The sequence below is a fragment of the Micromonospora sp. WMMC415 genome (genome assembly GCF_009707425.1).
Classification (GTDB): Bacteria; Actinomycetota; Actinomycetes; order Mycobacteriales; family Micromonosporaceae; genus Micromonospora.
In genome coordinates this window covers 1,886,820-1,913,470 of sequence record NZ_CP046104.1, presented here as the reverse complement: position 1 = coordinate 1,913,470, position 26,651 = coordinate 1,886,820, and the positions used below count along the sequence as shown (strand labels likewise).

Annotated in this window: 27 protein-coding genes and 1 pseudogene; 11 read left to right on the top strand and 17 right to left on the bottom strand. The window is 74.5% G+C overall.

The window, feature by feature from the left end; all coding sequences use genetic code 11:
• Positions 1-307: 307 nt before the first annotated feature.
• A complete protein-coding gene (locus GKC29_RS09370) occupies positions 308-565 on the top strand; it encodes a WhiB family transcriptional regulator (protein WP_007072794.1) in 258 nt (85 codons plus the stop codon).
• A 110-nt stretch (positions 566-675) separates the two neighbouring features.
• Here the strand turns inward: GKC29_RS09370 and GKC29_RS09365 are convergent, their stop codons facing one another.
• The 6 genes from GKC29_RS09365 to GKC29_RS09345 form a co-directional block, all read right to left on the bottom strand.
• Positions 676-1,410 carry a sirohydrochlorin chelatase gene (locus GKC29_RS09365; RefSeq protein ID WP_155334052.1) on the bottom strand — a complete coding sequence of 245 codons (735 nt, stop codon included), beginning with the start codon at positions 1,408-1,410 and terminating at the stop codon, positions 676-678.
• Between the two features lie 86 nt (positions 1,411-1,496).
• Positions 1,497-2,258 carry a phosphoadenylyl-sulfate reductase gene (locus GKC29_RS09360; protein ID WP_155330445.1) on the bottom strand — a complete coding sequence of 254 codons (762 nt, stop codon included), beginning with the start codon at positions 2,256-2,258 and terminating at the stop codon, positions 1,497-1,499.
• Positions 2,255-2,413, bottom strand: coding sequence for an IS1 family transposase (locus GKC29_RS29525; protein WP_196255843.1), 159 nt, complete (start codon positions 2,411-2,413; stop codon positions 2,255-2,257). The genes GKC29_RS09360 and GKC29_RS29525 overlap by 4 nt, the downstream gene beginning before the upstream one ends.
• Positions 2,410-4,122 (bottom strand): nitrite/sulfite reductase, encoded by a 1,713-nt coding sequence (locus GKC29_RS09355; RefSeq protein WP_155330444.1) that lies wholly within the window; start codon positions 4,120-4,122, stop codon positions 2,410-2,412. The genes GKC29_RS29525 and GKC29_RS09355 overlap by 4 nt, the downstream gene beginning before the upstream one ends.
• Before the next feature lie 317 nt (positions 4,123-4,439).
• Positions 4,440-6,074, bottom strand: coding sequence for a PAS domain-containing sensor histidine kinase (locus tag GKC29_RS09350; RefSeq protein ID WP_155330443.1), 1,635 nt, complete (start codon positions 6,072-6,074; stop codon positions 4,440-4,442).
• A 25-nt stretch (positions 6,075-6,099) separates the two neighbouring features.
• Positions 6,100-7,131 (bottom strand): SIS domain-containing protein, encoded by a 1,032-nt coding sequence (locus tag GKC29_RS09345; protein WP_155334051.1) that lies wholly within the window; start codon positions 7,129-7,131, stop codon positions 6,100-6,102.
• A gap of 184 nt (positions 7,132-7,315) precedes the next feature.
• On the opposite strand from GKC29_RS09345, the gene GKC29_RS09340 reads away from it, so the two are divergent.
• The gene (locus tag GKC29_RS09340) at positions 7,316-9,145 is read left to right on the top strand and encodes a tetratricopeptide repeat protein (RefSeq protein WP_155330442.1); all 1,830 of its coding nucleotides are present in this window, start codon (positions 7,316-7,318) and stop codon (positions 9,143-9,145) included.
• Between the two features lie 209 nt (positions 9,146-9,354).
• On the opposite strand, the gene GKC29_RS09335 is transcribed toward GKC29_RS09340, so the two are convergent.
• Positions 9,355-10,935, bottom strand: coding sequence for an MDR family MFS transporter (locus tag GKC29_RS09335; protein ID WP_155330441.1), 1,581 nt, complete (start codon positions 10,933-10,935; stop codon positions 9,355-9,357).
• A gap of 106 nt (positions 10,936-11,041) precedes the next feature.
• Between GKC29_RS09335 and GKC29_RS09330 the strand changes: the two are divergent.
• Positions 11,042-11,802: pseudogene (locus tag GKC29_RS09330) on the top strand (TetR/AcrR family transcriptional regulator).
• Here the strand turns inward: GKC29_RS09330 and GKC29_RS09325 are convergent.
• Both GKC29_RS09325 and GKC29_RS09320 read right to left on the bottom strand, forming a co-directional pair.
• The gene (locus tag GKC29_RS09325) at positions 11,706-12,209 is read right to left on the bottom strand and encodes a GNAT family N-acetyltransferase (protein WP_155330439.1); all 504 of its coding nucleotides are present in this window, start codon (positions 12,207-12,209) and stop codon (positions 11,706-11,708) included. The pseudogene GKC29_RS09330 and the gene GKC29_RS09325 sit on opposite strands and share 97 nt — an antisense overlap.
• Positions 12,206-12,421 (bottom strand): biotin/lipoyl-binding carrier protein, encoded by a 216-nt coding sequence (locus tag GKC29_RS09320; RefSeq protein ID WP_155330438.1) that lies wholly within the window; start codon positions 12,419-12,421, stop codon positions 12,206-12,208. The genes GKC29_RS09325 and GKC29_RS09320 overlap by 4 nt, the downstream gene beginning before the upstream one ends.
• 266 nt (positions 12,422-12,687) lie before the next feature.
• Here GKC29_RS09320 and GKC29_RS30535 point away from each other — a divergent pair, with 266 nt between their 5' ends.
• A complete protein-coding gene (locus GKC29_RS30535; protein WP_369752275.1) occupies positions 12,688-12,762 on the top strand; it encodes a 50S ribosomal protein bL37 in 75 nt (24 codons plus the stop codon).
• 90 nt (positions 12,763-12,852) lie between these two features.
• Here the strand turns inward: GKC29_RS30535 and rsrA are convergent, their stop codons facing one another.
• The 5 genes from rsrA to GKC29_RS09290 form a co-directional block, all read right to left on the bottom strand.
• Positions 12,853-13,140 (bottom strand): mycothiol system anti-sigma-R factor, encoded by a 288-nt coding sequence (gene rsrA / locus GKC29_RS09310; RefSeq protein ID WP_155330436.1) that lies wholly within the window; start codon positions 13,138-13,140, stop codon positions 12,853-12,855.
• A 1-nt stretch (position 13,141) separates the two neighbouring features.
• Positions 13,142-13,960 (bottom strand): sigma-70 family RNA polymerase sigma factor, encoded by an 819-nt coding sequence (locus GKC29_RS09305; protein ID WP_155330435.1) that lies wholly within the window; start codon positions 13,958-13,960, stop codon positions 13,142-13,144.
• Positions 13,961-14,215: 255 nt separating this feature from the next.
• Entirely contained in the window at positions 14,216-14,983 is a 768-nt protein-coding gene (locus GKC29_RS09300; protein WP_230688974.1) for an alpha/beta family hydrolase, read from the bottom strand.
• Between the two features lie 175 nt (positions 14,984-15,158).
• Positions 15,159-15,554, bottom strand: a complete 396-nt coding sequence (locus GKC29_RS09295) for a WhiB family transcriptional regulator (RefSeq protein ID WP_155330434.1) — start codon at positions 15,552-15,554, stop codon at positions 15,159-15,161.
• Positions 15,555-15,748: 194 nt separating this feature from the next.
• Positions 15,749-16,468, bottom strand: coding sequence for an SOS response-associated peptidase (locus GKC29_RS09290; RefSeq protein ID WP_155330433.1), 720 nt, complete (start codon positions 16,466-16,468; stop codon positions 15,749-15,751).
• Between the two features lie 103 nt (positions 16,469-16,571).
• Here GKC29_RS09290 and aroA point away from each other — a divergent pair, with 103 nt between their 5' ends.
• The 4 genes from aroA (at position 16,572) to GKC29_RS09270 (ending at position 20,737) form a co-directional block, all read left to right on the top strand.
• Positions 16,572-17,873: a 3-phosphoshikimate 1-carboxyvinyltransferase gene (aroA, locus tag GKC29_RS09285; RefSeq protein ID WP_155330432.1), complete on the top strand. Its 1,302-nt coding sequence runs from the start codon at positions 16,572-16,574 to the stop codon at positions 17,871-17,873.
• A 95-nt stretch (positions 17,874-17,968) separates the two neighbouring features.
• Positions 17,969-18,979, top strand: coding sequence for a ribosome small subunit-dependent GTPase A (gene rsgA, locus GKC29_RS09280; protein ID WP_230689055.1), 1,011 nt, complete (start codon positions 17,969-17,971; stop codon positions 18,977-18,979).
• 25 nt (positions 18,980-19,004) lie between these two features.
• Positions 19,005-19,823, top strand: coding sequence for a histidinol-phosphatase (gene hisN / locus GKC29_RS09275; RefSeq protein WP_155330430.1), 819 nt, complete (start codon positions 19,005-19,007; stop codon positions 19,821-19,823).
• 26 nt (positions 19,824-19,849) lie between these two features.
• The gene (locus GKC29_RS09270; RefSeq protein ID WP_155330429.1) at positions 19,850-20,737 is read left to right on the top strand and encodes a hypothetical protein; all 888 of its coding nucleotides are present in this window, start codon (positions 19,850-19,852) and stop codon (positions 20,735-20,737) included.
• Positions 20,738-20,790: 53 nt separating this feature from the next.
• Here the strand turns inward: GKC29_RS09270 and GKC29_RS09265 are convergent, their stop codons facing one another.
• Positions 20,791-21,993 (bottom strand): glycosyltransferase, encoded by a 1,203-nt coding sequence (locus tag GKC29_RS09265; protein ID WP_155330428.1) that lies wholly within the window; start codon positions 21,991-21,993, stop codon positions 20,791-20,793.
• Between the two features lie 201 nt (positions 21,994-22,194).
• On the opposite strand from GKC29_RS09265, the gene GKC29_RS09260 reads away from it, so the two are divergent.
• The 3 genes from GKC29_RS09260 to GKC29_RS09250 are packed head-to-tail and all read left to right on the top strand — an operon-like array spanning position 22,195 to position 24,589.
• Positions 22,195-23,193 carry an SDR family oxidoreductase gene (locus GKC29_RS09260; protein ID WP_155330427.1) on the top strand — a complete coding sequence of 333 codons (999 nt, stop codon included), beginning with the start codon at positions 22,195-22,197 and terminating at the stop codon, positions 23,191-23,193.
• Positions 23,193-23,966 (top strand): ATP-binding protein, encoded by a 774-nt coding sequence (locus GKC29_RS09255; protein ID WP_155330426.1) that lies wholly within the window; start codon positions 23,193-23,195, stop codon positions 23,964-23,966. The genes GKC29_RS09260 and GKC29_RS09255 overlap by 1 nt, the downstream gene beginning before the upstream one ends.
• 50 nt (positions 23,967-24,016) lie before the next feature.
• The gene (locus tag GKC29_RS09250; RefSeq protein WP_155330425.1) at positions 24,017-24,589 is read left to right on the top strand and encodes a DUF5709 domain-containing protein; all 573 of its coding nucleotides are present in this window, start codon (positions 24,017-24,019) and stop codon (positions 24,587-24,589) included.
• An 83-nt stretch (positions 24,590-24,672) separates the two neighbouring features.
• Here GKC29_RS09250 and GKC29_RS09245 read toward each other — a convergent pair whose 3' ends face one another.
• Both GKC29_RS09245 and macS read right to left on the bottom strand, forming a co-directional pair.
• Positions 24,673-25,314: a response regulator transcription factor gene (locus GKC29_RS09245; RefSeq protein WP_155334050.1), complete on the bottom strand. Its 642-nt coding sequence runs from the start codon at positions 25,312-25,314 to the stop codon at positions 24,673-24,675.
• 127 nt (positions 25,315-25,441) lie between these two features.
• On the bottom strand, positions 25,442-26,563 hold the full coding sequence (macS, locus tag GKC29_RS09240; protein WP_230688973.1) for a MacS family sensor histidine kinase: 1,122 nt from the start codon (positions 26,561-26,563) through the stop codon (positions 25,442-25,444).
• Positions 26,564-26,651: the final 88 nt, after the last annotated feature.

Here is a 26,651-nt window from a genome sequence, read left to right as displayed (position 1 = left end):
TAACTGGATCACCGGCAAATCTGGACAAATGGGTTGTGGGCTTGCTCACCGCGCGGAGTTTTTCCGAGCGTCACCCTTGACATCGCGAGCGTTCGTGAAAGTATTCACAAGCGAACTTGAGTTACCGGGACATTGCCTGGATATGCTCGTCAGGTTGAGCTGTTCCAGCAGGTCCACGGGGCCAACAGCCTGCTCACGCACTGCCGAATAGTCGTACGCGAACCGTTACGGCCGGCACTGCGGACGCATATAGGAAAAGCACCACTGCACCATCTGCCACCCATCCAGAATGAGGAGTGTTGCCGCCATGGACTGGCGTCACCATGCTGTCTGCCGCGACGAGGACCCGGAGCTGTTCTTCCCGATCGGGACGTCCGGTCCGGCTCTCCTGCAGGTCGAGCAGGCCAAGGCCGTCTGCCGGCGCTGCTCCGTGACCGACCAGTGCCTGCAGTGGGCGCTCGAGTCGGGTCAGGACGCCGGCGTCTGGGGCGGGATGAGCGAGGAGGAGCGGCGCGCTGTCAAGCGTCGCGGCGGCCTCCGGGTGCTGCGCGCTCACTCCGCCTGATCACGAACCGAAGCACACGCCCCGGTCGGCCCAGCCGCCGGGGCGTTCTGCTGCCCGGCGGCGCCGCCACTCGGCCGGCGCCGCCGTCGCCGTCGACCGGGCCCCTTCCGCTACCGGACAGAGCGGGCCCGCCCCTGCACCGCGTCCACCCGGCGGAGGACCAGGTCGGCGAGTTCCGGGGCGTCGGTTAGCGGGGCGGCCACCGCCACGGCGCCGGCGTCCCGCGCCGACACGGTCGTCGCGTCATGGAACAGGCCGGGCGCGAGGAAGTACGCCGCGACCGCCACGCGCCGCGCGCCACGGGCCCGGAGGTGCGCCACGGCGGCCCCGGCCGCCGGCGGCGCGGCGGAGGCGTACGAGACCCGCGTCGGGGCGCTCAGCGCCGTACCGAGGGCCGCGGCGACCCGTCCCACCGAGGCACGCGCGGCCGGGTCCCGGGTGCCCGCCGCCGCGAGCACCAGGGCGTCGTACCCGCCGGGCCCGGCCTCGGCGAGACGCCGTCGCAGCCCCGCCAGCAGGGCGTGGTCGACGTCCGCGGTGGCCGGGCCCAGCACGTCGGTCACCCGTACCGCCAGGCCGGGCACCGTCTCGCGGGCCGCGGCCACCGCCGCCGGGATGTCCACCCGCCGGTGGTACGCGGCGGTGAGCAGCAGCGGCACCAGGACAACGCGGCGATGCCCGGCCGCGCCCAGCTCGCGCAGCACCTCGGTCGGCCCCGGACGGGTGTGGTCGAGCCAGCTCGGCAGCACCCGCAGGCCGGGCCGGGCGGCCGACACCGCCCGGGCCAGCGCACGGGTCGCCTCGGCGGCCCGCGGGTCCCGGCTGCCGTGTGCGACCAGGACCACCGGATCCGCGCCCTCCCCGGCGCCCGGGACCGCCGGGACGCAGCCCCGGACCGCCCGGTCGGCACGGCCCCGGACCGTCGCGAGGGTCAGACGTGCAGGCCGCACTCGGTCTTCTCGAACATCGCCCAGCGGCCGGCGCGCGGATCCTCCCCCGCCTTCGTACGGCGGGTGCAGGGCCAGCAACCGATCGAGCCGTAGCCGCGACCGAACAGCTCGTTGACCGGCACGTTCCAGCGGGAGACGTACGCGTCGACGTCGCCCTGCGTCCACGCCGCGATCGGGTTGACCTTCACCTTGCCCCGGCGGGCGTCGAAGGTCACCACCGGCGTGTTCGCCCGGGTCGGCGACTCGTCCCGGCGCAGCCCGGCCGCCCACGCGTCGTAACCCGCGAGCGCCCGCTCCAGCGGCTCCACCTTGCGCAGCTGGCAGCAGTCGTCCGGGGACCGGTTGAACAGCCGGGGGCCGTACTCGCCGTCCTGCTGGCCGACGGTCAGCCGGGGCCGGATCGACCGGACGGTGACCGGCAGGGTGCGGGCCACCTCGTCGCGCACCCTGAGCGTCTCCGGGAAGTGCAGCCCGGTGTCCAGGAAGACCACGTCCACCCCCGGCGCGACCCGAGACACCAGGTGGGCCAGCACGCCGTCGGCCATCGAGCTGGTGACACAGAACCGGGCGCCGAAGGTCTCGGCGGCCCAGCGGGCGATCTCCAGGGCGGGCGCGCCCTCCAGTTCCCGGCCGGCCTCCTCCGCCAGCGCGCGCAGCTCGTCCGGGTCACGCCGGGTCGAGTCGGCCGGGTGCGGCCCGGCGGCGCCGACCAGGCCGAGGTTCGCGGCGGAGACGAGACTCATCGGGTCACCGCCTTCGAGAGCAGGCCGGTGAACCGGACGGTGAAGACCCGGGCGCAGGCGTGGCACTCCCAGGCGCCGTGACCGGCCTCGCTCGGCCGCAGGTCCTCCTCCCCGCAGTACGGGCAGTACAGCGGCACGGACCTGGAATCGCTCATCTGAGTTCCTCCTCGTCGACCCTGATCACCCAGTTGGCGAACGTCTCGCCCTCGTTCCGGCCGGCCAGGTAGCGGCGGGCCAGCCGTTCCACGTACTCCGGAAGCTCCGCCGCGGTGGTCTTCAGGCCGCGCAGCTTGCGGCCGAAGCCGGCGGTCTGCCCCTGCGCCATGCCGAGACCGCCGCCGAGGTGCACCTGGAAGCCCTCCACCTGGCGGCCGTCCGGGCCGACCACCAGCTGGCCCTTGAGGCCGATGTCGGCGACCTGGGTGCGGGCGCAGGCGTTCGGGCAACCGTTGATGTGGATGGAGATGTCGGCGTCGAAGTCGCGCAGCCGCTGCTCGAGCCGGGCCACCAGCTCCTCGCCGCGCGCCTTGGTCTCGACGATGGCGAGCTTGCAGTACTCGATGCCGGTGCAGGCCATGGTGCCGCGCCGCCAGGCCGACGGCCGGGCCTCCAGGCCGATCCCGCGCAGCGCCTCGACCAGGGACTCCGTGCGCTCCGGCGCCACGTCCAGCACCAGCAGCTTCTGGTACGGCGTGAGCCGCACCCGGTCGCTGCCGTGCGCCTCGACCACGTCGGCGAGCTGCGCGAGCTGGCTGCCGGAGACGCGGCCGACGACGGGGGCGGCGCCGACGTAGTGACGCCCGTCGCGCTGCGGGTGCACGCCGATGTGGTCGATCGGCTTCGCCGGCAGGTCCGCCACCGGCCCGTCCAGCAGGGCCCGGCCCAGGTACTCCTTCTCCAGCACCTCGCGGAACTTCGCCACACCCCAGTCGGCGACCAGGAACTTCAGCCGCGCCCGGTTGCGCAGCCGGCGGTAGCCGTAGTCGCGGAAGATGCCGACCACGCCGGCCCACACGTCCGGCACCTCGTGCAGGGGCACCCACACGCCCAGCCGCTTGGCGAGCATCGGGTTCGTGGAGAGGCCGCCGCCGACCCAGAGGTCGAAGCCGGGGCCGTGCTCGGGGTGCTCGACGCCGAGGAACGCGATGTCGTTCGCCTCGTACGGGGTGTCGACCAGCCAGGAGATCGAGGACTTGAACTTCCGGGGCAGGTTGGAGAACTGCTTGTCGCCGACGTACCGGCGGACGATCTCGTCGATCGCGGGCGTCGGGTCGACCGCCTCCTCCCGGGCCACCCCGGCGACCGGGCTGCCCAGCACGATGCGGGGGCAGTCACCGCACGCCTCGGTGGTCTGGAGGCCCACCGCCTCCAGCCGGCGCCAGATCTCCGGCATGTCCTCGACGCGGATCCAGTGGTACTGGATGTTCTGCCGGTCGGTGATGTCGGCGGTGTCCCGGGCGAACTCGCGGGAGATGTCGGCGACCACCCGGAGCTGGGCGAGGCTGAGCTGGCCGCCGTCGACCCGCACCCGGAGCATGAAGAACTCGTCCTCCAGCTCATGCGGCTCCAGGACGGCGGTGCGCCCGCCGTCGATGCCGGCCTTTCGCTGGGTGTAGAGGCCCCACCAGCGGAACCGGCCGCGCAGGTCCTGCGGGTCGATCGAGGCGAAGCCCCGGTGGGCGTAGATGTTCTCGATCCGGGCCCGGACGTTCAGCGGGTCGTCGTCCTTCTTGATCCGCTCGTTGGGGTTGAGCGGCTCACGGTGGCCGAGCGCCCACTGGCCCTCCCCACGCGGACGGCGGGGCGCCCGCGCGGGACGGGGCGTCGGGCCCTCGGGCCGGGCCGGGATGCTGCTGACCGCCATCGCGGCGTCCTCCGTTGTCTGGTGCGGCTCATGGGTGCGCTGGGCGCGGCGGCCTGCCCGGTTACGGGCTGGAGACAACGGTGTCGGAACAGCCGGCGCGCAGCGCCCGAGACAGAGTGGTCGGGCGTCGTCAGTGGGCCGGACAGATCGCGCTGCGCACGCGGCCGTAATCGACGTGGCGACGGGCCACGAAGCGGCGGACGACAGCGGCGGTCATGACGTCATGCTGCCACAGCGCCGCAGGACCGGCCAATGCGTGCGTGCGGGATCCCACATCACGGGCCGAAGACCGCACGAACGCGCAAGGCGTCGGCGGGTCAGGCGCCGGTGCCGCGCGACAGCGGGACGACGAGCATCGCCTCGGTGCCGCCGCTGGCGCTGTTCCGCAGCTCGATCGTGCCGCGCAGCTCGCCGGTGACCAGCGCCCGGACGATCTGGAGGCCGAGGTTGCCGCCGCGCTCGGGGTCGAAGTCCGGGGGCAGGCCGCGCCCGTTGTCCGCCACCGACACGTGCAGCATCTTGCGGAACCGGTGCGCCGAGACGACCACCTCGGGCACCGGCAGGTCCGTCGTGGCCGACGCCGAGGGCACGACCGGTACCGCGGGCTCGCCCGCCACCGCGGGCTCGCCGGGTCCCGCCGTCGTGCCGCCGCCGGCCGGGACCGTTCCGTCGGGCCCGCCCACCGCCGCCTCGTCCGCCGGGAAGCCGTGTTCGACGGCGTTGAGCAGGAGTTCGTTGAGGACCATCACCAGCGACGTGGCGATCTCGGCGGGGAGCACGCCGAAGCTGCCCTGGCGGCGCATCCGGACCGTCGACTCGGTGGCCGCCACCTCGGTCGCCGCGCTGGCCACCCGGTCGACGATCCCGTCGAACTCGACCGCCTCGTCGCTGGACAGGGAGAGCGTCTCGTGCACCAGCGCGATCGAGGCGACCCGGCGTACCGACTCCTCCAGGGCGACCCGGGCCTCCGGCATGGCCACCCGGCGCGCCTGGAGCCGCAGCAGCGCGGCGACGGTCTGCAGGTTGTTCTTCACCCGGTGGTGGATCTCCCGGATGGTGGCGTCCTTCGTCATCAGGGCGCGGTCACGGCGGCGGACCTCGGTGACGTCGCGGACCAGCACCAGCGCGCCGATCGGCACCCCGGCGGGCATGAGCGGCAGCGCCCGCGTCAGCATGGTCGCCCCCCGCGCGTCGATCTCGCGGCGCGGCGGGGCCTCGCCGCGCAGGGCCGCGAGGACGCCGTTGGCCGCGTCGGTGCCCTCCAGCGGGTCGGCGGCGAGGCGGCGGTGCAGCGCCGCGAGATCCTCGCCGACCAGGTGGGAGGCGTGGCCCAGACGGCGGTACGCCGACTGCGCGTTCGGGCTCGCGTACGTGACCTTGCCGCTCGCGTCCAGCCGGACCAGCCCGTCACCGACCCGCGGCGCCGACGTGGTCTCGCCCTGGTGCCGGGGCGGCGGGAAGGTCCCGTCGGCGATCATCTGCGCGAGGTCGTCGGCGGTGGTCAGGTAGTTCAGCTCCAGCTGGCTGGGCGTACGCGCGGTCGACAGGTTGGTGTCCCGCCCGACCACGGCGATCACCTCGCCGTGCTCCCCCTCGGTGGTCCGCAGCCGCACCGGGATCGCCTCGTGCCGGGCGGGGACGTCCCCGTACCAGACCGGATCGCCCTCCCGCCAGATCCGGCCCTGGCGGTAGGCGACCTCCAGGTGGGCCACCTCGGGCCCGCCGATGATCCGGCCCACCTGGTCGTCCTGGTACGCCGTCGGCGCGGTGGTCGGCCGGACCTGCGCCACGCAGAGGAACGTCCCGTCGCCGTCCACCGGCACCCAGAGCAGTAGGTCGGCGAAGGAGAGGTCGGAGAGCAACTGCCAGTCGCCCGCGATCCGGTGCAGGTGGTCGATGTCGGCCGGGCGGAGCTGGGTGTGCTCCTCGGCGAGGTCGCGCAGCGTGGACACGCTGACCAGCGTGCCACGCCGGCACTCACATCGTCGCGGTGACCTTCTTGAGCCCCCGGGGCGCGTCCGGGTCCTCGCCACGGGCGATCGCGAGGGCCAGGGCGAGGCGTTGCAGCGGCAGGATGTCCAGCAGCGGGGCGTACCGCTCGTCGACCTCGGGCACGGCCATCCGGGTGGCGCCCGGGACGTCGGCCGAGCCGACCACGACCACGTCGGCGCGCCGCTCGCCGAGCCGCGGCAGCACCTCCCCCATCGACCGGCCACCGGGGCCCGAGCCGACCACGGCGAGCACCGGCACGTCCGGGTCGGTCATGGCGAGCGGCCCGTGCAGCAGATCGGCGCCCGAGAAGGCGAGCGCCGGCAGGTAGGACGTCTCCATCAGCTTCAGCGCCGCCTCCCGGGCGGTCGGGTACGCGTACCCCCGGCCGGTCGTGACGAGCTGGGCGGCGAACCGGTACCGGGGGGCGAGCTGGGTGGGGGTCTCGTCAGCGAGGGTGCGGGCGGCCAGTTCGGGGAGCGCGTCGAGGGCCGCCCGCTCGTCGGCGGGGAGCGCGCCGTCGCCGGCCCGGATTCCCTCCACGAGCATCAGGAGGGCCAGCAGTTCGGCGGTGTAGGTCTTGGTGGCGGCCACCGCCCGTTCGTGCCCGGCGGCGATGTCGACACTCAGCTCCGCGGCGTCGGCCAGTGGCGAGTCGGGCGCGTTGGTGACCGCGAGGGTGAGCGCCCCGGAGGCGCGGGCGGTCCGCAGCACCTCGGTGAGGTCCGGGGAGCCGCCGCTCTGGCTCACGCCCACCACGAGCGCGTCGGACAGGTCCGGCCGCGCGCCGTACACGGTGACCGCGCTGGGCGAGGCGAGCCCGGCGGGAAGGCCGAGGCGGATCTCGGTGAGGTACGCGCCGTAGAGCGCGGCGTGGTCGGAGGTGCCGCGGGCGGTGAACACCACGTGCCGGGGGCGACGTTCGGCGATGACGGCGGCGACCCGGGCGATCGCACCGGCCTGCTCGGCGGAGAGCAGTCGCACGTACCCCGCCGGCTGCTCGTCGATGTCGGCGGCCATGCCGGCCCCTGGACGCGTCACGGAAGCTCCTCCCAATGCGCGGTTGCCGCGCGTTTCCTGCTCAGTCTTGCACCTTTGATCTGATCCAAGCAATGCAACGAGCAGTACTGCGCAGACGATCACTAAGATTCCTCAACATCACCTACGCTGTCCCGACCTCACACAGCACTGGAGCGAAACGGACGTGTCCGAGCACGAGCGGGACCTGCCGGCGGCGGAGGAACTGGCCCTGGCCCGGTCGGCACTGGCCGACGGCGACCTGGCGCACGCCGCCGCGCACGTGGCGGGCGCACTCGCGCAGGCGCCCACCCTGCCCGAGGTGCACGAGGTCCTCGCCCGCCTCGCCGCCGCCGGCGGGGGCGGACTCGACCTGTTCCCCCTCCGCCACAACGTGTTCGTCGGCACCGTGGTCGCCCGAGCCCACCTGCTCGCCGCCGCCGGCCGCCCCGCCGAGGGATTGGACCTGCTCGTCGCGGCCACCGGCCACGCCCCCGCGACCCCCTGGGCGAAGGTGCCCTGGGTGACCGCGCCCGACCTGGCGGAACGTCTCGACCCCGACCGCACCGCCCGGATCCTCATGCAGGTGTGCGCGGCCGCGCCGGATCCGGTGCCCCGGGCCGGCCGGGCGGCCCTGACCCCGTACCTCGCGCTGGCCCGCAACGCGGTCACCGTCCACCCGGGCCACGCGCTGCTGCTCGGCGCGGCGTCCGCGCTCGCCCGGCGGATCGGCGAGGTCACGGTCGCGATCCGCTGGGCCAGCCAGGGCGTACGCGTGGAGCCGTCGAAGATCGGCGAGGTGTGGCTCGGATACGCGTACCGCAGCGCCGGCCGCATCCGGGAGGCGCTGTCCGCGCTCGAACGGGCCGTCGCGCACGATCCGGACGACCTGGCCGTGTACGCCGACATCGCCGGCACCCTCGCCGACCACGGCCGGCTCGACGAGGCGCTCGAATGGATCGACCGGGCTCTCGCCCGGGACCCGTCCTTCGACTGCGCGGTGCACACGGCGCACCGGTTGCGGTTCCGGCGCGACGGCGACGCGGCGCACCTCGTCGCGCTGGCCGACTTCACCCGGGAGCACCCGGACGACACCCACGAGCACGCCGACCTCGCCGAGGCGTGCGCCGGCCGCCCGTGGCTCGGGCAGGTCACGCCCGCCGTCGGGCCGGCGGTGGACGCGCTGCGCGCCGTCCTCGCCGACGACCATCGCGGACTGGGCGCCGCCGTCCGGCTGGAGTCGCCGACGCCGCCGAGCGCCCTGCGTACGCTCACCGCCGCCGCGCCCGGCCTGCGGGTGGAGATGGTCGGCGGGCCCGGCCCGGATCCGCGCGAGCCGCGCCGGGCGACGGGCCGGCAGCTGTGGCGGTACGACGGCGACTCGGTCACGCCCGCCGTCCCGGCGCCGTCGGCGGAGGCCGCCGCGCACCTCCGGCAGTTCGTGCACCCGGCGTGGCCGCACCCGCCGGCGGCGTACGACGCCGCGGTGGCACTGGCCACCCTCGACCTCGCGGACCTGCTCGGCCTGCTCGTCCACCCGCCGGCCGCCCCACCGACCGCGCTGGGCCGGGTACTCGACGGTCAGGACCCGGCGCTGTGGACCCGCAGCGTCCAGGTCTGGACCTGCCTCGGGCTGCTGCACCACCGCACCGACGAGCCGTGGGCCGGGTCGACCCGACGCCGGGTGCTGCTGGACCTGGCGTGGGGCGTCGAGGACTGGACCTCCGAGGCGGCGCTGTTCGCCCTGGTCACCATGGCCTGGGTGGACCCGTCGGTACGCCAGGACGTCGCGGCGCTCGTGGCGGAGCGGCTGGCCGACGCCGCGGAGGTGGCCCGGACGCGACCGGTGTCGATCGCCGCTTCCCTGGGTCACCTGGCGCTGGCCACCCCCGACCTGGCCCCGGAGGCGCGGGCGCTGGCCCACACTTTGACCGGTGGCCCGCCACGGGGCCCCGGCGGTCCCGGCCCGCTACGCCGCCTCTGGCGTCAGCTGACCACCCTCCTCCGCCGCCCCTGACCACCCCACCGGCCCACCACCGCCCGCCGTCCACCGCCCGCCCCACGCGGCGGCCGGCCGGCGCCCGGTCAAGATCCGCGCACTTTCCCGGAAAGTGCGGCCTCACCGCGCCGGGAGGCCGCACTTTCGGGGAAGTTGTGCGCTGCGGGTCGCGTGCGACGCGCAGCGCACGCCGCGCCGCCGGCGCGGCGTCGGGTCAGGGGGTCGGGTCAGGGGGTCGGGGTCTTGGCCAGGGCCGTCTCCGCCTCGTCGGCGGAGGCGGCCGGCGGGGTGTTCGCGGTGCGCAGCGGGATCTCCTTGATGAACCAGGCGAGCAGGGGCACCACGACGGTGAAGAGCACAGCCCACAGGAAGACGTTCGAGATCGCCTCGGCGAAACCACCGAGGACCACCTCGCGGGCCTGCGCCGGCAGCTCCCGGAGCCGCTCCAGGTCCATCGCCGCGCCGGCCTCGCCGCCCCCGCCGAAGGAGCCGCCGGCCGGGGAGTCGGCCAGCCGGTTGGCGAAGATGGCCCCGAACAGGGAGATGCCGAACGAGCCGCCGATCGAGCGGAAGAATGTGGCCGCGCCGCTCGCCGCGCCCAGGTCGCGCTGTTCCACGCTGTTCTGCGCGATGAGCATCGAGGTCTGCATGAGGAAACCCATGCCGACGCCGAACACCAGCATGTAGAGCGAGGACTCGATCTTGCTGGTGTGCACGTCCAGGCGGGTCAGCAGCGCCATGCCGGCGGTCATCACCACACCGCCGACGATCGGGAACGCCCGGTACCGGCCGGTCCTCGTGATCGCCCGGCCCACCAGCAGCGACACCACCAGCATCCCGAACATCAGCGGGAGCAGGAGCAGCCCGGAGTTGGTGGCCGAGGCGCCCTGCACGGTTTGCTGGTAGAGCGGCAGGAAGCTCATCGCGCCGAACATCGCGAAGCCCAGCAGGAAGCCGACCACCGAGATCAGCGCGAAGTTGCGGTTGGCGAAGAGCCCGAGCGGCAGGATCGGCTCGACCGCCCGCCGTTCGACGACACCGAAGGCGGCGAGCGCGATCAGGGCGAACGCGGCCAGGCCGAGGATCTGCGGGGAGGCCCAGGCGTACTCGTTGCCGCCCCACGTGGTGATCAGGACGATCGCCGTGATGCCCGCCGCGAGCAGCGCGGCGCCCCACCAGTCGATGCGGTGCTCGGTGCGGCGCCGGGGCAGGTGCAGGGTGGCGATCAGCAGCACCAGTGCGACGCCGCCCAGCGGCAGGTTGACGTAGAACGCCCACCGCCACGAGAGGTGATCGGTGATGAAGCCGCCGACGAGCGGGCCGGCCACCATGGCGATCGCCATGATGCCGGCGATCATGCCCTGGTAACGCCCCCGCTCGCGGGGCGGAACCAGGTCGCCGATGATCGCCATGACCCCGACCATCAGGCCGCCGGCGCCGAGCCCCTGGACGGCGCGGAACGCGATCAGTTCGACCATCCCGCCGTCGGCCCCGCCGAACAGCGCGGAGCCCGCCATCCCGCAGAGCGCGGAACCGATCAGGAAGATGACCACCGCAGTCAGGAAGACCGGCTTGCGGCCGTAGAGGTCGCCGATCTTGCCCCAGATCGGGGTGGAGACGGTCGTGCCGAGGACGTACGCGGTCACCACCCAGGTGAAGTGGTCCAACCCGCCGAACTCGCCCACGATCCGCGGCAGGGCCGTGCTGACGATCATGTTGTCCAGCATCGCCAGCATCATGGCGATCATCAGGCCGAAGAGCACGAGCCGGATGTTCGGTCGTACCGGTGCCTGCGCTGCCTCGCTCATCGGTAGGCTCCCCCCGAGATGTGTGCAACTTACTTGCCGCCCGGCTAGTCAGCTTACTAGCCGCACGGTAAGTTGGGCATCGGACAACGGTCAAGCGAATCGGGTGGTGAGGGTGAGGGAGAGCACAGGCGGCACGCGGGAGCGGATCAAGGCCATCGCGCTGGAGCTCTTCACCGAGCAGGGGTACGAGAAGACCTCGCTCCGGGAGATCGCCGAGCGGTTGAACGTGACGAAAGCGGCGCTCTACTACCACTTCAAGAGCAAGGACGAGATCGTCAGCAGCTTCGTCGAGGACCGCCTCGACCACATGGCCGAGCTCGTCGCGTGGGCCGAGGAGCAGCCGGCCACCCTGGAGACCCGGCGGGCGATCCTCGGCCGGTACGCCGACACGATGTTCGCCGGCGACCAGCCCTCGGTGATGCGCTTCTTCGAGCAGAACCAGACGGTGCTGAAGAGCCTCGCCGCCGGCCAGCAGATGCGGAACCGCATGTTCGGCCTGGCCAACGCCCTCTGCCGGGGTGACGACTCCCCCGGCGCCCAACTGCGGGCCGTGCTGGCGCTGTTCGCCGTGCACAGCAGCTGGTTCGCGGTACGCACCCCGGGCATCAGCGACGCGGAGCGCCGCCGGATCGCGATGGAGGTCGCCGAGGAACTGCTCGCGGCCATCGGCCCCCGGCCGGACGAGCCGTCCTGACCTACGGCTCGCCGGGCCCGCCGGCGCCGGACCGGCCAGCCCGCAGCCGGCGACCGCGCCCGCCCGCGAGGCGAGGTCAGCCGGTCAGGTCCAGCCGCAGGGCGAGCAGGTCCACGCCGGCCAGCGGCGACCAGTCCTTCTCCGGTACGCGGACGAAGCCCCGCCGCCGGTAGAGCCGCTGCGCCGAGGCGGCGTGGCCGTCCCGTACGCAGATCACCACCGCGGAGCAGCCCGAGCCGGTGGCGCGCGCCACGCACGCGTCGACCAGCGCCGCCCCGACTCCCCGGCCCTGCGCGGCCGGGTCCACGGCGAGCATCCGGAACTCCGCCTCGCCCGGGCCGGACAGCTCGGCGTACCGGCTGCCGGGCAGGACGAAGGTCACCGAGCCGAGGACGGCGTCCGTGACCGGGTCGACGGCGACCAGCACGTCGCCGTGCGCCGCCCGGGTGGCCACGTCGGCGAGCACCGCGCCGTACCCGGTCTCGCCCTTGAGCTGCCCGTCGGCCTCGTACGCGGCGACCGTCAGCCGCGCCACCGCGGCGAAGTCGGCCGGCCCCGCCGACCGCACGAGCACGCTCAACCGATCACCGCGATCAGGTCGCCGTCCTGCACCACGTCGCCCTCGTTGACGGCGAGCTGCTGCACGACGCCGTCGGACTCGGCGACGACCGGGATCTCCATCTTCATCGACTCCAGGATCACCAGGGTGTCCCCCTCGGACACGGCGTCACCGGCCGACGCGACGACCTTCCAGACGTTCGCCACCATCTCGGCGCGGATCTCCTCGGCCATCTCCCGGCCCTCCCTCTCGCGACTGCCTGCCGACGTATCCAATCATGTCGGCGGGCCGCGGTGGGCGGGAGCGGCCGGCCGGACCGTGGTCCACTCTCCGACGTGCCGCGCCCGGCGTGTCGGGCGGCGCGGCGTACCGGAAAGGGGCCCGGACGGGGGCCGCCGGCGGTGGCGGCACTAGCATCAGCGGGTCGGAGCCGGCCGGTGCGTGCCGCGGCGTCGCGGACGCCCACGGCGGTGGCAACGGCCAACACGAGGAGGTCACCATGGCGAAGAAGGCCCGCAAGAAGAAGGCTCGTAAGAAGAGCTCCGCCAACCACGGCAAGCGCCCCAACTCCTGAGGCGCCGGCCGGGCGGATCAGTTCCGGTGCGGACACGGCGGTGGCCCGGGTCGTCCCCGACCCGGGCCACCGGTGTCTGTGTCTCCAGCGTCAGTCGGCCAGTTCCCGCGACTCGCTGCTCTCGAAGACCACGAGCTCGGTCAGCTTGACCCGGAGCCGCTCGCGCAACTGCTCGGGGGCCGTCTCGTTGCCGCAGCAGCGGGCGACCAGCGCCTTGACCTCCTGCTCGATGCCGTACTCCCGCAGGCAGTGCCCGCACTCGTTGAGGTGGTACCGGATCAGCGTGCGGCGCTCCTCGGCGCACTCCAGGTCCAGGTAGAGGTAGACCTCCGCCAACACCTCGCGGCAGTCCGTCTCGTGCGGCTCTCCACAGCTCACGTCACACCTCCCGGCCGGCGGCAGCGGTCGAGCCCTTCGACGACGACGCGGAGCTGAAGCCCCGTTCGGCCGCGTACTGCTCGAGCAGCTTGCGCAGATTACGTCGGCCCCGGTGCAGGCGCGACATCACCGTGCCGATCGGCGTGCCCATGATGTCGGCGACCTCCTTGTAGGAGAAGCCCTCGACGTCGGTGAGGTAGACGGCCAGGCGGAACTCCTCCGGCAGCTGCTGGAGGGCCTCCTTGACGTCGCTGTCCGGGAGCCGGTCCAGCGCCTCCGTCTCGGCGGACCGCAGCCCGCTGGAGGTGTGCGACTCGGCCTCGGCGAGCTGCCAGTCGGTGATCTCGTCGGTCGGCGCCTGGATCGGCTGCCGCTGCCGGCGACGGTAGGAGTTGATGTAGGTGTTGGTCAGGATCCGGTACAGCCAGGCCTTCAGGTTGGTGCCCTGCTCGAACTGGTGGAAGGCCGCGTACGCCTTCAGGTACGTCTCCTGGACCAGGTCCTCGGCATCCGCCGGGTTGCGGGTCATCCGCAGGCCGGCAGCGTAGAGCTGATCGACGAAGGGCATAGCGTCCCGCTCGAAGCGGGCCCTGCGCTCGTCCGTCTTCTCGGTGGTCAACCGCACATCCCCTCGCGTCGGATGCTTTCCCGCCGAGGATACGCGCACGGACCTGCCTGCAGATTCACTTCCGGCGGGTGTGCCCGCGCTCACCGGGTCGACCGGCGGCACCGCCGCGGGCCAGTCCGGACCGTCCAGCAGCCGACGCAGCTGCCGCGCGCCCCGCTCGTCCCGTTCCCGGGCCTGCGTCTCGGTCGGCACCCGTCACCCCTCTCGCCAGAAATGTCGTCCGGGGAGTGCAACGCGGGACCCCGTGCCCGACATTCCGACCGCCGGCCCCGTTCCTGGTCCCGGCTCGACCTCGGCGGAGACCGACGCTGGGACCAGGAAGGGCCTGGGAGGACCGGCACCGCCGCCCCCAACCGGGCAATACGGCACCATCCGGTGCAACGAGGGTGCCCCACCCGGGTCACGCGCGGCCGCGCAGGTCCACCCGTCCGTCCGATACGAAGGCGGCTAACGCGGTCGGTGCCCGCGGGTGGCCGAGCCAGCATCTTCCCCGAAGTTGCGCGGATCCTGGTCGCCCAAGGCCGCACTTTCCCCGAAGTTGTGTGGATGCCGGTCGCGGAGCCAGTCGAGCACCACCGCCGCCGTGCCGGCCGGATCCTTGCGCAGGTCGTGGCGCTCCCCGGGGCGGGTAACCACGCGCACCGCCGGCCCCGCCTCCGGCACCCCGAAGGGGTCGCGGTCGCCGTTGACCACGAGCGTCGGCAGGCCGGTGGCCAACTCGTCGGCCCGGGACCGCTCCGGGCGGCCCGGCGGGTGCAGCGGGAACGCCAGGGCGACCACGGCCACCGCGCCGACCGCCGTGGCGGTGCGGCAGGCTACCCGCGCGCCGCTGGATCGGCCCCCGACCACCAGGGGTACGCCGGGCCACCGCTCCCGCAGCGCGGACACCACGACCGTCCACGCCTCGTCCAGTTGTCCCGCCGGTGCGGGCGCGCGTCGGCCGGCCACCCGGTAGGGCTGCGTCACCCGCGCGACGACCAGCCCGGCGGCCACCGCGGCGTCCCGGACCGCGACCAGGTCAGGCGCGTCCACCCCGCCGCCCGCGCCGTGCCCGAGCACCAGCAGGGCGACCGGAGACCTGACCGGCGCAGCGGAACCGTCAGTCGGCGCGGTGCCGGACGGACCCGTGGCGTACGGACCGGTCGGCAGGTCGACGTCCACCCGAGCCGGCCCGCGTGGGGTGGCGATTTCCTCCGTCAGCGACACGGATCCCATTCTCGGCCGTCCCGCCGCCGTCCCGGGGACGCGCCACCGGATCCGCCGCGCCGGTCCGGCAGCTGCGGGCCCGGCACCTTGATCCACTCGACGTCATGCGTATCGGGCTGACGCAGGATGCCCCGACTTCCGGCAGGCCGAGTGGATCATGCGGTGGACGGGGCGGCTCAGCGGCTCAGCGGCTCAGCGGCACCAGGGTGAGCAGGCGGTCCCGGACCGGCGGGCCCGCCTCGTCTGCGGCGTCCGGGTCGGGCTGCACCTCGCTGCGCCAGGCGACCAGCATGGCCCGGCGCTCGCGGGGCGTGGTGCCGCCCCACACGCCGTGGCAGTCACCCACCTCCAGCGCCCAGGCCAGGCAGGAACCCTGGACGTCGCAGCTGCGGCAGAGCGCCACGGCCGCGTCGGCCGGCTCGTTCGGCGCCGGAAAGAACGTCTCCGGATCGACGCTCTGACAGGTGCCTCTGGTGCGCCACGCCTCGTCCTGCCGGCGCTCCCGTAGGGCACGCAACAGCCGTGGATCTCGTCGTGCTGCGGCCACTTCGTGCGGACGGGGCATACGTGCCCGGGTCATCCACCCACCTCCCCCGTGGGACCGGCAAGATCGATGGACGTCGTCCGCCCCCTGCGAATCGACGCCCACTACCGGCGCTGTGTTGTATCGCACTTCCGAACGTCAATACAAGGGGTTACGGCGAATGTGGGGCGACAAGCACGGAACTTTTCATCCGCAACTCTGGCAAATCACTCCTGCCAATGCCCCGGCCGTCAGAAGAGCGTCAACTCCCCGTGCTCGCCCGCGCGCGCGGGCGGGACCGGCACGGCCACGCGCTCGACGAGGTGCGGGCCGTCGTTGCGGACGTCCCCGACCGCCGGCCCCACCGGCCGCACCTCGAGCCCGGCGAGCCACTCCGGCGGCGGCGCAGCGAGCAGGCCCTCCGGCTGCGCGCTCGGCGCCAGCCAGGCGCCCCACCGCTCGCGCGGCAGCAGCAGCGGCATCCGGTCGTGCACCTCGGCCAGCTCGCCGAGGGCGGCCGTGGTCAGTACGCTGCACGTCAGCAGCGGACCGCCGGGCCCCTCCCACACCGACCAGATGCCCGCGAAGGCGAGCACCGAGCCGTCCCGGGGCGTCATGTAGAACGCCTGCTTCCCGCCCGGATGGCGGACCCACTCGTACCAGCCGTCGGCCGGGACGAGGCACCGCCGACGGGCGAAGGAGGCCGCGTACGCCCGGCTCGTGGCCACCGTCTCGGCCCGGGCGTTGATCATGCGGGCGGCGCCGGCGGGCGACCGGGACCAGGCCGGGACCAGGCCCCAGCGGCCGAGCGACAGCGCGCGGTCACCCTCTGGGGCGACCCGGACCAGCGGCACGGGATCGGTGGGAGCGACGTTGTGGTCCGGGCCGAGCCGGCCGTCCGTGTCGTCGTACGACTCGAACAGCGCGCTCAGGTCGCCCGCGGACCGGGTCGTCGCGTACCTCCCGCACATGTCGCACACGCTAACCCGCCGGACACCGCTCGGCTGTCCCGCTGACCGGGAGTACGGCCGGGCGGACGGCGTGGCCCGGCAGCGGAGACGGCAGAATGTGACCGTGGGGAATCTGACGGCGACCCGGCCGCTGCGACCGTGGACCGCTCCGACCGCGTCGGATCCGGTCTCGGCGACGCTGCGCCTGCCGGGCTCCAAGTCACTGACCGCGCGCGCCCTGGTCCTCAGCGGCCTGGCCAGCGGTCCGTCGACGCTGGCCGGCCCGCTGCGGGCGCGGGACACCGAGCTCATGGCCGGCGGGCTGCGGGCGATGGGCGCACACATGTCGATCAGCGACGACGCGCGCTGGCTGGTCCGCCCGCACCCGCTCGTCGGGCCGGCGCACGTCGACGTCGGTCTCGCCGGCACGGTGATGCGGTTCCTGCCCCCGGTCGCCGGTCTGGCCGACGGGCGGATCACGTTCGACGGCGACCCGGAGGCCCGGGTGCGTCCGCTCGGGCCGCTCATCGGCGCCCTGCGCGGCCTCGGGGTCCGGGTCGACACCCCGCCCACCGGGAGCCTGCCGCTGACCGTGCTCGGCACCGGCCGGGTCACCGGCGGGGAGGTCGTCATCGACGCCTCCGCGTCCAGCCAGCTCGTCTCCGGGCTGCTGCTCGCCGCGCCGCGCTTCGACCGGGGCGTCGTGGTCCGGCACGTCGGGCCGCCGGTACCGTCCGCGCCGCACCTGCGCATGACCGTGCAGATGCTGCGGGCCGCCGGCGCCGCCGTCGACGACACCACCCCCGACGTGTGGGCCGTCGAGCCCGGCCCGCTGGCCGGCCGGGGCTGGGAGATCGAGCCGGACCTGTCGGGAGCGGTGCCGTTCTTCGCCGCCGCCCTGGTCACCGGCGGCGAGGTCACCGTCCAGGGTTGGCCGCGCGGCAGCGCCCAGCCGGTCGAGCGGCTGCGTGCGCTGTTGCAGGCGATGGGCGGCGAGGTGACCCTGTCCACGGCCGGGCTGACCGTCCGTGGCACCGGCGCCGTGCACGGCCTGACCGCCGACCTCTCCGACGTCAGCGAACTCACCCCGGTACTCACCGCGCTGGCCATGCTCGCCGACTCACCGTCGCGGTTCACCGGCGTCGCCCACATCCGGGGCCACGAGACCGACCGGATCGCGGCGCTCGCCCGCGAGTTCGGCGCGTTGGGCGCCGACCTCACCGAGTCCCACGACGGGCTGGAGATCCGGCCCCGGCCGCTGCGCGGCGGGGTGTTCGAGACGTACCACGACCACCGCATGGCACACGCGGCGGCGGTCGCCGGGCTGGCCGTGCCGGGCATCGACCTGAGCGACGTGGCCTGCACCTCCAAGACGATGCCGGAATTTCCGGCACTATGGTCAGCGATGGTGACCGGCAAGAGCTGACGCGACGGGGGGCGGTCCTGGCGACCAGACGACGCGAGTACGACGAGGACGACGTCCGGGTCCGGCCCGGGAAGTCCTCGCGCCCGCGTACGCGGATGCGCCCCCGCCACGCCGACGCGGTGGACGGGTTCGTCACCGCCGTCGACCGGGGCCGGTACACGTGCGTGCTGCCCGGCGCCGGCCCCGACGCGCCGCCGGTGACCGCGATGCGCGCCCGCGAGCTGGGGCGCAAGTCCGTGGTGGTCGGCGACCGGGTGGGGCTGGTCGGTGACACGTCGGGGGCGGCCGGGGCGCTGGCCCGGATCGTCCGGATCGCCGAGCGCAGCTCGGTGCTGCGCCGCACCGCCGAGGACGACGCGACCACCGCCGAGGGCCGGCTGGAGCGGGTGGTGGTCGCCAACGCCGACCAGCTCGTCATCGTCAGCGCGCTCGCCGACCCGCCGCCCCGGACCGGGTTCATCGACCGGTGCCTCGTGGCGGCGTACGACGCCGACGTCGAGCCGCTGCTCTGCCTCACCAAGGCCGACCTCGCCGGCCCGGAGGCGGTGCTCGGGTACTACGCCGAGCTGGAGCTCCCGTACGTGCTGATCCGCCCGGGCTCGGAGCTGGACGCGCTGCGCAGCCTCCTCGCCGGGCGGATCTCCGTGCTGGTCGGGCACTCCGGGGTGGGCAAGTCGACGCTGGTCAACCGCCTCGTCCCGGACGCCGCCCGCGCGGTCGGCCAGGTCAGCGCGATCGGCCGGGGCCGGCACACGTCGACCAGCGCGGTGGCCCTGCGGCTGCCGCGGCTGACCGGCCGCGACGACGATCCCGGTTGGATCATCGACACCCCGGGCGTGCGCAGCTTCGGGCTCGCCCACGTCTCCGCCGACAGCCTGCTGCACGGGTTCCCCGACCTGGTGGAGGGCACCGTCGACTGCCCGGCGAACTGCCCGCACACCGCCGACGAGGAGGCCTGCGGCCTGGACGCCTGGGTGGCCGCCGGCAAGGCCGACCCGCGTCGGCTGGCGTCGTACCGTCGGCTCCTCGCCTCGCGCGCCGGGGAGAGCGACCCGCGCGGCGAGCCCGACCCGCGAAATCCCGGCGCCCCGCCGGCCGGTGCCTGACCCGGCCGCCGCTACCGTCTGCGACATGACCGGGTACGCCGACGACCTCGCCCTCGCCCACCGCCTCGCCGACGCCGCCGACGCGATCGCCACCGCGCGGTTCCGTGCGCTCGACCTGCGCGTCGACGCGAAGCCCGACCTCACCCCGGTCTCCGACGCGGACACCGCCGTGGAGCGGGCGATCCGTGCGCTGCTCGCCACCCACCGGCCCGGCGACGGCCTGCTGGGCGAGGAGTACGGCGAGCAGCCCGCGACCGGTCCGGACGGGCGGCGCTGGGTGGTCGACCCGATCGACGGCACCAAGAACTTCATCCGGGGCGTACCGGTGTGGGCCACGCTCATCGCGCTGCTCGAGGGGGACCGCCCGGTCGCCGGGCTGGTCTCCGCGCCGGCGCTGGGCCGCCGCTGGTGGGCGGCGCTCGGCGAGGGCGCGTACGCCGGCCGCGACCTGGCCGGCGGCACGCCGATCCGGGTGTCCGGCGTGACCGACCTCGCCGACGCGAGCTTCTGCTACTCCTCGCTGACCGGCTGGGAGGAGACCGGCCGGCTGCCGGCGGTCCTGCAGATCATGCGGGACTCGTGGCGCAGCCGGGCGTACGGAGACTTCTACGGTTACATGCTGCTCGCCGAGGGCGCACTGGACGTGATGGTGGAGCCGGAACTGTCGCTGTGGGACATCGCGGCGCTGGTGCCCATCGTCACCGAGGCGGGCGGCACGTTCACCGACCTGGCCGGCCGTCCCGCACCTGGTGACGCCGCGTCCGGCGAGATCAGCGCGATCGCCACGAACGGCCCGCTGCACGCCGACATCCTCGCCCGCCTCGGTCGGGCAACCGCGCGCTGACTTCCGTCAACCTCTATCCTCGCCAGGTGGTCTCCTCCGGCTGGTGTTTCCTCGCGTCGATGATCGTCGCGTACGGCATCGCCAACCTGCTCCAGTCGGTCGCGGCGGCCCGCACCACCGTGCACCACAGTTTCGATCCGGGCCTGCTGCTGCGGCTCGCCGGCCACCGCACGTACCTGGTGGGTCTGGGATGCCAGGTGGCCGGGTTCGTGCTGGCCTTCCTGGCCCGGCGGGACCTGCCCCTCTTCCTCGTCCAGGCGAGCGTCGCCGCCGGGCTCGGCGTGACCGCCGTACTCGGGGTGCTCCTGCTCAAGTGGCGGCTGCCCGCCGCCGAGGTCGCCCTGCTGGTGCTGCTCTTCGGCGGGATCGCCGCGCTGGTGCTGTCGGCCCGGCCCGCGCCGTCGCGGCAGCTCGGCACCGCCGGCCTGGTCGCCCTGGTGGCGGCCCTCGGTGTGATCGCCGTGCTCGGTTTCTTCGCGGTACGCCTGCACGGCTCGCCCGGCTCGGTGGCGCTCGGTTCGCTGGCCGGGTTGGCCTTCTCCGCCGCCGCCGTGGCGGCCCGGCCGTTGGCCTCCGCGGCCTCCGCGGAGGCGTTCCTCCGCGACCCGCTGCTCTACCTGCTCATCGTGCACTCGGTCGTCGGTCAGCTGCTGCTCGGGCTGGCCATGCAGCGCGGCTCGACCACGGCTGCCGTGGCGGCGATGGACGCCGCCGGGGCGGTGCCCGCGGCGATCGTCGGGCTGCTGCTGCTGAACGACAAGATCTGGCCGGGGCGGGAGTGGCTGGCCGCCGTCGGGTTCCTGGTCACCCTCGCCGCGGTGATCGGGCTGACCCGGTACGCGGAGCCGCAGCACCACCACCGGGTCGCCGGGGAACGGGAACCGGCGATGGTGGGGGCCGGCCGCGTGGGCTGAGCACCCGGCCGGTGGGCACGGCCCGTGGCAGGCGTCCCGGCCGCCCGGCGGCGTCAGGCCGCCTCGACCGGTTTCCGGCGGCCGATCACCCGCTCGTAGAGCCGTTCCAGCGCGCCGGCGGTCCGGTCCCAGGTGTAGCTGCACCGCACCCGGTCCACCGCCGCGTGGCCGTACGCGAACCGCCCGGCGTTGTCGGCGAGCAACCGGCGCAGCGTCACCCCGAGGGTCCGGACGTCGCCCGCCGGCACCAGCCGCCCGGTCACCTCGTCCACGACCGCGTCGGCGATCCCGCCCATCGCGTAGCCGACGACCGGTACGCCGCAGGCCATCGCCTCCAGCGACACCCGCCCGGCGGTCGAGTAGCGCGGGGTGCAGGCAACCACGTCGGCCGAGCGGTACCAGGTGGCCATCTGCTCGTGCGGCACCGCCCCCACCAGGGTCACCTGGTCGGCCACCCCGCTGCGCTCGGCCACCTCCCGAAGGTGGCGCGCCTCGGCGTGCCCGGCGAGCTGCTCGGCGGGCGGGCCGCCGGCGATCACCAGCTCGGCGTCCCCGACCAGCCGCATGGCGCGGATCAGGTCCTCCTGGCCGTGGCCGGGGTCCAGGGCGCCCACGGAGAGGATCCGGGCTCGCGCCTCGCGCGGCGCCGCCTCGCCGTCGGGATGGAACTGCCCGGTGTCGACGCCGGGGGGCACCAGCGCCACCGACGTGCGTTGCAGGCCCATCCGGGTCAGCTCGTCGACCTCGTCGTTGGACTGGGCCACGGCGATGTCGACCGCCCGGATGAGCGCGCGCTCCAACGGGATCCGCTCCTCCGGCGCGTCGTAGCGGGGACCGAGGTGGCGGAGCTGTTCCACGCCGAGCGAGTGGAAGGTCTGCACGACCGGGATGTCGGTCTCGCGGACCGCGTGCGCCGCGGCCAGCCCGCCCACCCAGTAGTGGCCGTGCACCACCTCGGGTGCCCACTCCCCCGCCCAGCGGTCGGCCAGCCAGCGGCCGAACTCGGCGACGTGCGGGACCAGCTCGGCGGTGGGCAGGCCCGCGGCGGGACCGACCGGGACGCGCTCGACGAGGTAACCGTCGACCGTCTCGGTCGCCGCCTGGTCGGGGGCGTCGCGGCGCTCGTACACCCGGACGTCGTGGCCCCGGACGGCCAGCTCGGCGGCCACCCGCGCGATGTGGTGGTGGGTCCCGACGGCCGGGCCGCCGGCACGCCGCGACGGGTCGGCGTGCGCGCAGACGAGGCCGACGCGCATGGGTCACCTCCAGGCGATCTTCTCCGCGTTGCTCCTCCCGGTCAGAGGGTCCCATTAACCCCGGGTCCGGGAGCCGAAACCTGGCAGATCGGAAAGAGGCTGACGGGTGCCGCGCATAATTGTCCCGCGGCAATGATCAAGGGCCTTGGATCCCGGCAAGGTTCTCCGCATGACCCCCACCCGGTGGGGTACGGGCGGAGAATGCCTCTCACCCGAAGACTCGCCGACGCCGTCGTGGTGATAACCGGGGCCTCCAGCGGGATCGGCACGGCCACCGCGTACGCGCTCGCCCGCCGGGGCGCCGCCGTCGTGCTGGCCGCCCGCAGCGACCCCGCCCTGCACCAGGTCGCGCAGCGCTGCCTCGAACTCGGCGGGCGCGCCGCCGCCGTCCCGACCGACGTGACCGACCCGGCGGCCGTGGAACAGCTCGCGGAGCGGGCGGTGGCGGAGTTCGGCCGGATCGACGGCTGGGTCAACAACGCCGCGGTCAGCGCCGTCGGGCTGTTCGACGAGATACCCGTCGAGGAGTTCCGCCGGGTGCTGGAGGTCAACCTGCTCGGCACCGCGTACGGCATCCGCGCCGCGCTGCCCCACCTCGGTGCGGGGGGCGGAGGCGTGATCGTGAACAACGCCTCAGTGCTCGCCGAGGTCGCCATGCCGTACCAGTCGGCGTACAACGCGACGAAACACGGGATCCGCGGGCTGGCCGACACGGTCCGTCAGGAACTGCGTGTCACGGGCCGGGGCGACATCTCGATCTGCACGGTGCTGCCCGCCACGATCGACACACCGTTCTTCCGGCACGCGGCCAACCACAGCGGCCGGGAGCTGGTGCCACCGCCACCCGTGTACCCGCCCGAGATGGTGGCGCAGACGATCGTCCGGATGCTGCGGCGGCCCCGCCGGGAGGCGTACGCGGGGGGCGCCGCCCGCCTCATCGGCCTCCAGTGGCGGGTCGCCCCGGCGCTCGCCGAACGGGCGCTCGGCTGGTACGCCCACCGCACCCAGTTCGGGCCGGCCGCCCGCCTCGACAGCACCGGGAACGTCTTCTCGCCCGACGCCGCCGCCGAGCGCCGCGGCGGCTGGCACGGCCGGCGCCGGCACCTGGTCCGGATGGGCGCCGCCTTCGGGCTCGCCGCCGCCGGCACGGCCGTCGGAACGGTCGCCGCGATGACCCGACGCGGCCGGGCGGATCGCTGATGGACCGCGTCGAACAGCCGGATGCGCGGCTCGGGACGGGCGGGCACAATAAGACGATCATGCCGACCGACGTGCGCTGCCTGGTGGAGACGGACGAGTCCTCCGGGGTGGTCCGGGTCAGCGGCGTGCTCGACGCGTCGAGCACCGGCACGGTCCGGGACGCGCTGCTCGGGCGGCTCAGCGACCGGCCCGGCCCGCTCGTGGTCGACGTGACCGGGCTGCGGGCGACCGATCCGGCGACGTGGGACGTCTTCGGCGAGATCCGTCGGGCGGTCCTCGACTGGCCCGCCGCCGACCTGTTGCTCTGCGACCCGTCCGGTGCGGCACGGAACGTGCCGGCCTGGCCGACGCTCGACGGCGCGTTGGCGTCCCTCGCGGCCACACCGCTCGCCGCCGTGCTCACCGCCGACCTCGAGCCGGTGGTGGCGGCCGCCCGGCAGGCCCGTCAACTGCTCGGCGAGGGCTGCGACCGCTGGGGCGTGCCCGAGCTGACCGAGCCGGGCACCATCGCCGTCACCGAGATGGTCAACAACGTGGTCGCCCACGCCCGGACCCCGATGACCGTCCGGCTGGCCCCCCGCGACAGCGCGCTGCACGTGGCGGTCCGCGACCACTCGTCCCGGCTGGCCGCCTTCACCGGGTTCGCGCCGCCGCACACCGCCGGCGGGCGGGGGCTGCTGCTGATCGACACGGTGTCCGAGCGGTGGGGCGCCACGCCCGTACCGGACGGCAAGGTCGTCTGGTGCGTTCTGCACCCCGAGCACCACCCCTGACCACCTCGGCGGGCGGTTACGGGGTGGTGGGCAGTGGGTAGAGCACTGGCATGCGCGACGACGAGTACCCGACCCCCGTGTCCGATCCCGAGGCGGAGGGCCTGCCCGACACCGCCGACGACGACTCGACCGCCAACGACGACGTCCTGACCGGGCGTGAGGCGGACGGCCCGGAGCCGGCCCAGCTGCCCGGCGACCGGACGCCGGTGGCGGTCGACCGGTTCGGGACCACCGCCGACGAGCAGCTCGACGGCGAGTCGCTGGACTACAAGCTCGGCCGGGAACAGTACGAGCGTCCCGCCGACGACCCGCTGGCCGGCCCGGTCGACCCGGACATCGCCGCCGAGGCGGACAGCGAGGAGCAGGCCGCCCAGGCCCAGCTCGACGCCGACGTGATCGATCCGGGGCCGACGTCCGACCCGAGGTCCCCGGTGTCGCTCTACGACCACGGCCAGCTCGGCAGCACCGCCGACGCGCAGGTGGGCCGGTTGGTGGAACCGGACGAGGGCGCCCACACCGACCAGGAGACCGACTCGATCGCGTACGACGCCGGGGCGGCCGGTGGCGGCGCGACCGCCGAGGAGCTGGCGATCCACGAGACGCGCCCGCCACACTCGGTCTGAACCAGACGCGCCTGCGGCGTCGTCTGGGGGAGGCGCGCGAGAGGCTGTCGGGACACCACGCTGTGGCGTTTCCCGACCGCCGCTCAGTCGTCGAGCCCCCGCTCGATCGCGTACCGGGTGAGCTCGACCCGGTTGTGCAGGTGGAGCTTGCCCAGCGTGTTCTGCACGTGGTTCTGCACGGTCCGGTGCGAGATCGCGAGCCGCTCGGCGATCTGCTTGTACGACATCCCCTTGGCCACCAGGCGCAGCACCTCGGTCTCCCGGTCGGTGAGCCGGGGTGTGCCCGCCGATTCCCGGTCGGGAGCGGACGGGCCGGCCGCCAGTCGGCGGTACTCGCCGAGCACCAGACCGGCCAGCCCGGGTGTGAACACCGGCTCCCCCGCCGCCGTCCGCCGCACCGCCTCCAGGAACTCCGCCGGGGCCGCGGACTTCACCAGGTAGCCGGTGGCGCCCGCCTTCACCGCGTCCAGCACGTCCTGCTGTTCGCCGCTGGCGGACAGCATCAGGACCCGGACCTCGGGCAGCGCGGCGCGCAGCCCGCGGATCACCTCCACTCCGGAGACGTCCGGCAGTTGCAGGTCGAGGACGACCACGTCGGGTCGCGCGGCGGGCGCCACCCGGACCGCCTGACGTCCCTCGCCCGCGGTCGCCACCACCTCGTGACCGGCCTCGGTCAGGTCGCGGGCCACACCTTCCCGCCACATCGGGTGGTCGTCGACCACCATCACCCGTGCCACGCCGCCTCCTTCCACCGTGCTGCGGCCCGGAGCGCTCCCCGGCTCGTCCTCGGGCCGCTCCCCGGGGTCGGCGCCCGGCCGTGGCGGGACGTCGAGCCGCGGCCCATGTGCCGCCTCACGTCCGCTGCCGGGGAACGGTCAACTCGACCTCGGTGCCCGCGCCCGGGGTGGAGGTGATCCGGACCGACCCGCCCAGCTCCTCGATGCGCCCCCGGATGGACCGGGCCACCCCCAGCCGCCCCTGCGCCGCCGCCTCGGCCAGCCGGCCGTCGGCGAAGCCCGGGCCGTCGTCGCGGACCGACACCGTGACCGTGTCCTCCTCGTCCTCGACGAGCACCCACGCCCGGCCGCCGGCGTGCCGGGCCACGTTGTCGAGGGCGGCGGCCGTCGCCGCGGCCAGTTCCCGGGCCACCGGGGCGGGCAGCGGTACCGGGCCCGCCGGCGCCGACAGCGAGACCGACGGCGACGCGTACCGCCCGAGCAGCCCGCGCACGTCCGCCGGCCCGTCGTCGGCCGGTGGTGCTGCGGCGCCGGCGATCAGGGCGCGCAGCGCCGCCTCCTGCTCGCCGGCGAGCCGGGCCAGCTCGGCGGCCTCACCGTCGAGGTGGGCGCCGCGGCGCTGCACGAGCGCGAGGACCTGGAGCACGGAGTCGTGGATGTCGCGGGCGAGCCGCTCCCGCTCCCGGGTGGCGGCCTCCAGCTCGACGGCCCGTTGCAGCCGCTCCTCGGCGGTCACCGCGAGCCGGGCCACGTGCCCGACCACCACGCCGGCGAGGAGCAGCAGGATCACGCCGGTGAGCGAGGACTCGCCGATCCGCTCCCGGGTGGCGAGGTCCCCCGCACCGACCACCAGCGCGGCCGCCGTGCCCCGGCGCCGGCCGCCGGACACCGCCCAGGCCAGCACCGGGCCGGCGAGCCAGGCCACGCCCAGGGTGGGGACACCGGCGGCGAGCGCCGCCCGTCCGACCACCCACGGGGTGGCCAGGACGACGCCGAGGACGACACCGAGGTCGGCCACGAGCAGCGGCCAGCCACGCCGGGACGGGCGCGCGTACGCGGCCGCGGTCAGCACCGTCCAGGCCGCCATCACCAGGACCACGGCGGCGGCGGCGAGGGGGTGGGCGTACCGGTCCGCGTGGCGTACGGCCACCACGCACACGTACGCCAGGGACGCCACCCGGAACACGGCGATGGCCCGCCAGAGCGGGACCTCGAAACCACCCGGGGACGTCGGCACGGTCGACACGATGCCACAGCGCGACGAGCAATCGGCGGGCCCGGCTGGTGCGCGTCGAGAAACGCTGACGTACGGTGGAAATGCCGCG